Raw genomic sequence first — 4295 nt, forward strand, 5'->3', positions numbered from 1 at the left:
GCGGCGGTGCTGCTCGCCGGCAAGGTCGCTGGGCCGGCGGCGAGCGCATCGCCGATGGCCTCGGTGGTACTGATCCTGCTGTGCGGCGTCGCGCTATGGTTCGCGGTCCGCATGCTGATGACCTCGCCGGTCGCGAGCGCCGAAGCGGTTGGCCCAGTGGAGATCCTGCGCCGCATCTGGCAGCTGACGCGGGGCCATTGGCTGCGGCTGTTCGGCTTCTTCGTGATGGTGTTGATCGGCGCCGTGGTGGCGATTGCCGCCGTGTCGGCGATCGGCGGGATTCTTGCTCAACTGGTCTTCGGCGGGGTCGAGCCGCTGACTGTCGGCGCGTTGCTGGTCGCTTTGCTCATCCAGCTCGTCAGCGCCGCGGTGTCGGTGATCCTGATGGTGATGCTGGCGCGGATCTATGTTCAGCTGGGCGGCGAAGGCGCGGCGGTAAAGGTTCCCAACAGCGGCACCTGAGGCGCGCAGTCGGCGTGCAGGATGCCGAGCGGACGCGGATCGGGGAAGCGCTCGATCGCTCGGCGGTAGGCGGTAAAGCCGGCGCGGCGGTAAGCCGAGAGCGCCGCCGGATGATCGAGCGAGCAGGTGTGGACGTGGACGCGGCTAATCCCATCGCGCCACGCCAGATGGAGCGCCTGGGCAAGGAGCCAGCGGCCGTGGCCTTGGCCTGCCATTTCCGGGACCAGCCCAACAAAGGCGATCTCGCATTCGCCAGCCGCGCGGAAATCGAGTTCGAGCATGCCGACTTCACCCTTGTCGTCGCTCACGATGGCGAACAGTTCGACCTGTGGATCATGGATGATGGCGGCGAGCGCGGAGTCGACCATGACCAAGCGCGAGAACCATAGCCAGCGTGACCCAACCTGCCGGAACAGGCTTCGGTAATCTCCCACGCCCATTTGCTCCTGTTTCCAGAGCGAGAGCGGGGAGGGCGGAGGCAATTCAACCGGAGGAGAATGCATTTCGAGAAAAGTAACGACCGCTGCCAGCTCGCCGTCGGGAATTGGTTTGTAAGCCATCAGCTCCTCCCTGCCATTTGGCGGGGAGGGGGACCAGCGCAGCTGGTGGAGGGGTTCTTGTGATTTGGGCTCAGAACCCCTCCACCATGCAGTCTTCGCTGCATGGTCCCCCTCCCCAGCAAAAGCTGGGGCGGAGCTAAGTCCATCTCGCCAGCGGCGGCAGGCTCATCAGGATCGCGTCGATGTTGCCGCCGGTCTTGAGGCCGAACAAAGTGCCGCGGTCGTAGAGCAGGTTGAACTCGACGTAGCGGCCGCGAAACTCGAGCAGCCGTTGCCTGTCTTCCTCGGTGAATGGCGTCGCCATGCGGGCACGGACGATCTTGGGAAAAATGTCGAGAAACGCCTCGCCGATGTCGCGGGTGAAGGCGAAATGGGCGTCGAAATGGCCCTCGAGATGGTCGTAGAAGATGCCGCCAACACCGCGCGACACGCCGCGATGGGGAAGGTAGAAATACTCCTCCGCCCACTTCGAGAAGCGCGGATAAAAGGTCGGGTCGTGGGCGGCGCAGGCGGCGCGCAGCCGGGCGTGGAACGCGGCCGTGTCCTCGTCATTGGGGATCGCCGGGTTGAGGTCGGCGCCGCCGCCGAACCAGCGTTTGGTGGTGGTGATGAAACGGGTGTTCATGTGGACCGCGGGGACGTGCGGGTTGGCCATGTGGGCGACCAGGCTGAGGCCGGTGGCGAAAAAGCTCGGGTCCACGTCCGCGCCGGCGATGCTGGCCGCGAACTCGGGTGAGAAGCGGCCGCCGACGGTTGAGACGTTGACCCCGACCTTCTCGAACACGGCGCCATTCATCTGGCCGCGTACGCCGCCGCCTCCGGGGGAGCCGTCGGGGTCGGCGCGGTCCCACGGAGTGAAAGTGAAGGCGGCGTCGCTGCCGGCCTCGCGCTCGATCGCCTCGAACGCGGCGCAAATCCGGGTGCGCAACGCCTCAAACCAGTCGCGCGCCGCCTGTTGCTGATCGTCGAGGGGGTCCATGGGCGGCTTATGTAGCGGCAGGGTCGGCATTCCTCTAGCGTCCGCCGATCAGAGCCAATGGCTATGAGGGGATTGCCATGTTGATTGCGTTATTGGTGCCATTGGCGCTGGCCATACTGGTCTTCGGATTCATCCTGGTGAGTTCGGCGATCGCCAAGCGCGCGATCCCGAACCTCGAAGCCGCCGCGGTCGGCGCCCTGGTCAGTTTCTTCGACACGCTCGGCATCGGCTCGTTCGCGCCGACTACCGCCTGGCTCAAGTTCCGCCGCCTGGTCCCCGACCGCCTGATCCCGCCGACGATGCTGGTCGGGCTGACCCCGCCGTCGATGGCCGAATCGATCATCTTCCTGGTCGCGCTCGGGGTCATGGTCGATCCCGTCCTGCTGGTCGGCTGCGTCATCGCCTTGCTGATGGGCGGGCTGTTGGGCGCGCCGCTGGTGGCGCGATCGCGCGTCTGGCTGATCCAGTTGATCGTCGCCATCGCTTTGCTGCTTGCCGCCGCCGCCTATGCCATGACCAATCTTCACTGGTTTCCCGGCGGCGGCACCGCGAGCGGCCTGCCGCCGATGCTGATGATCATCGCCATCGCCGCCAATTTCGGCTTTGGCATCCTGCTGAACTTCGGGGTCGGCAATGACGCCCCGACGCTGGTCATGCTGAGCTTGATGGGCATGGACCCGAGGTTGAGCTTCCCGATCATGGCGGCGGGCGCTGCGCTGACCGGGGCCGGGGCGAGCATCCGCCACATCCAGATCGGCGACATCGATCTGAGGATCGTCGGCGGGCTGGCTGTGGGCGGGATTCCTGCGGTGTTCGTGGCGGCTTATATCGTCAAGACCATGCCACTGGAGCTGCTGCGCTGGTTGGTCATTGTCGTTGTGCTCTACGCCGCCGCGGTGATGCTGAGGGCGGCGATCACGGGCCGCAAAGAGCACCGTCAGGCCGAGGCCCCTGTTCCAATCCACTAACCGCAGTGTCGGTGCCGCTCAGGTCGACTCGACCGCATAACCGTCGCCGTAAAACTTGCTGGTGCTGCGGGTGTGGAAGGCGATCGCCTTGATTGGCTCATAGTGCGGCGGCCCAAGGCCGGGCAGCACATCGAGGATTTCGTCCTCGCGCAGATAGACATTGGTCGGGAAAGACACCCGCGCGCTCGCCCGGTGCGAGCCGTCGCGAGGCTTGCCGACGCGGTGCGTCGTCGAGGGCAGCCGATCGTTGGAAATGCGCTGCATATAGTCGCCAGTGTTGATGATGATCGAACCCGGCGGTGCCTCCAGGCGCACCCACTTTCCGCTGCGGTGGTTCCAGACCTGAAGCCCGTCGGTGCGTGGCGCCGGCAGGATGGTGAACAGGTCGACGTCCTCGTGGCCAAGCAACCGTCCGGCTCCGGACCGGTCCTGATCCTCGGTGACCGGCGGGTAATAATTGAGGCGCAGGCCGAAATTGGTGCCGTCCAGCGCTCGGTCGAGGAGATGGGGTTCGCACCCCAGGCCCTGAAGCATCGCCTGGGCGATCGGCTTGAACAAGGCTTCATGGTTGAGGACGAGGCGGCGAAAGTGCCGCTCATCGTCGACTCTCGGCCAGTAATCCTCGGCCCGGAATGGCGCGTCCCGCTGCTGCGCAACGTCGAACGCGCGCCGGCACCAGACCCAGCCCTCGACCAGGTCGGGGTGGATGTCGCTGGTTTGCTCAATCGGGAAATAGCCCTGGTTGACCGAGCCATGGCGCTGCGCGCGGAAGCGCATCTTGTCGGCCAGGGAAGTCGATGTAAAAAGTTCAACGACGCGGTCGTGGATATCGTCGTAAATCACCGGATCGACGCCGTGCCCGACCAGGACGGCAAAACCGATCTCCTGAAGCGCCGAGCCGAATGACTCGGCAAAGCGCGCCTTGTCCCGTGCATTGCCGAGAAGAAACGGCTGGAGATCGAGCGTGGCAATCCGGTAATCGTCGTCGAATTGGTCGCTGTCGTGCTCGGACAAGCGATAGGTGTGCGTCTTTCGCACCTGATCATAGTGATGGAAATCCTGGTTGAGCGCGTCGAGATCGGTCATTGTGCAATCCTAGCGGTCCCGGTCGCACCGGAACAGGGGAGCGCATTGGAGGGGCGAAATTCCGCCCCTTCACATCGCGGAAACCCCCCGCTATCAGCCGGCCAATCGCTTCCGGGCCCACTGGAGGCGGCGTGCCTGCAGCCGGTCCGGAAGCAAGGCCACAAAGCGTCAACAAGGGTGAGCATGGCCACGCTGGAACAGTCCGCAGAAGGTTCAGAAACCGGCGACGGCGCCACTGGC

Annotated in this window: 5 protein-coding genes; 2 read left to right on the forward strand and 3 right to left on the reverse strand. The window is 65.0% G+C overall.

Translation table 11 applies throughout. The features are described 5' to 3' along the window. On the forward strand, nt 1–462 hold a 462-nt coding region (locus RMO25_RS13240), incomplete at its 5' end, for a glycerophosphoryl diester phosphodiesterase membrane domain-containing protein (RefSeq protein WP_309663070.1). Here the strand turns inward: RMO25_RS13240 and RMO25_RS13245 are convergent. Further along, on the reverse strand, nt 411–1022 hold the full coding sequence (locus tag RMO25_RS13245) for a GNAT family N-acetyltransferase (RefSeq protein WP_309663071.1): 612 nt from the start codon (nt 1020–1022) through the stop codon (nt 411–413). The two genes, RMO25_RS13240 and RMO25_RS13245, sit on opposite strands and share 52 nt — an antisense overlap. A gap of 136 nt (nt 1023–1158) precedes the next feature. After that, nucleotides 1159–2001, reverse strand: a complete 843-nt coding sequence (hemF, locus tag RMO25_RS13250) for an oxygen-dependent coproporphyrinogen oxidase (protein WP_309663072.1) — start codon at nt 1999–2001, stop codon at nt 1159–1161. 77 nt (nt 2002–2078) lie between these two features. Here hemF and RMO25_RS13255 point away from each other — a divergent pair, with 77 nt between their 5' ends. After that, nucleotides 2079–2969 carry a TSUP family transporter gene (locus tag RMO25_RS13255; RefSeq protein WP_309663073.1) on the forward strand — a complete coding sequence of 297 codons (891 nt, stop codon included), beginning with the start codon at nt 2079–2081 and terminating at the stop codon, nt 2967–2969. An 18-nt stretch (nt 2970–2987) separates the two neighbouring features. Here the strand turns inward: RMO25_RS13255 and RMO25_RS13260 are convergent, their stop codons facing one another. After that, entirely contained in the window at nt 2988–4055 is a 1068-nt protein-coding gene (locus RMO25_RS13260) for a 2OG-Fe(II) oxygenase family protein (RefSeq protein WP_309663074.1), read from the reverse strand. Nucleotides 4056–4295 lie beyond the last annotated feature (240 nt).

Origin of the sequence: Sphingomonas sp. (assembly GCF_031361285.1) — a bacterium.
Classification (GTDB): domain Bacteria; phylum Pseudomonadota; class Alphaproteobacteria; order Sphingomonadales; family Sphingomonadaceae; genus Sphingomicrobium.

Coding starts and splice junctions, on each gene's coding strand:
- RMO25_RS13245 (WP_309663071.1), bottom strand. CDS start 1,022: ATGGCTTACAAACCAATTCCCGACGGCGAGCTGGCAGCGGTCGTTACT.
- RMO25_RS13255 (WP_309663073.1), top strand. CDS start 2,079: ATGTTGATTGCGTTATTGGTGCCATTGGCGCTGGCCATACTGGTCTTC.
- hemF (WP_309663072.1), bottom strand. CDS start 2,001: ATGGACCCCCTCGACGATCAGCAACAGGCGGCGCGCGACTGGTTTGAG.
- RMO25_RS13260 (WP_309663074.1), bottom strand. CDS start 4,055: ATGACCGATCTCGACGCGCTCAACCAGGATTTCCATCACTATGATCAG.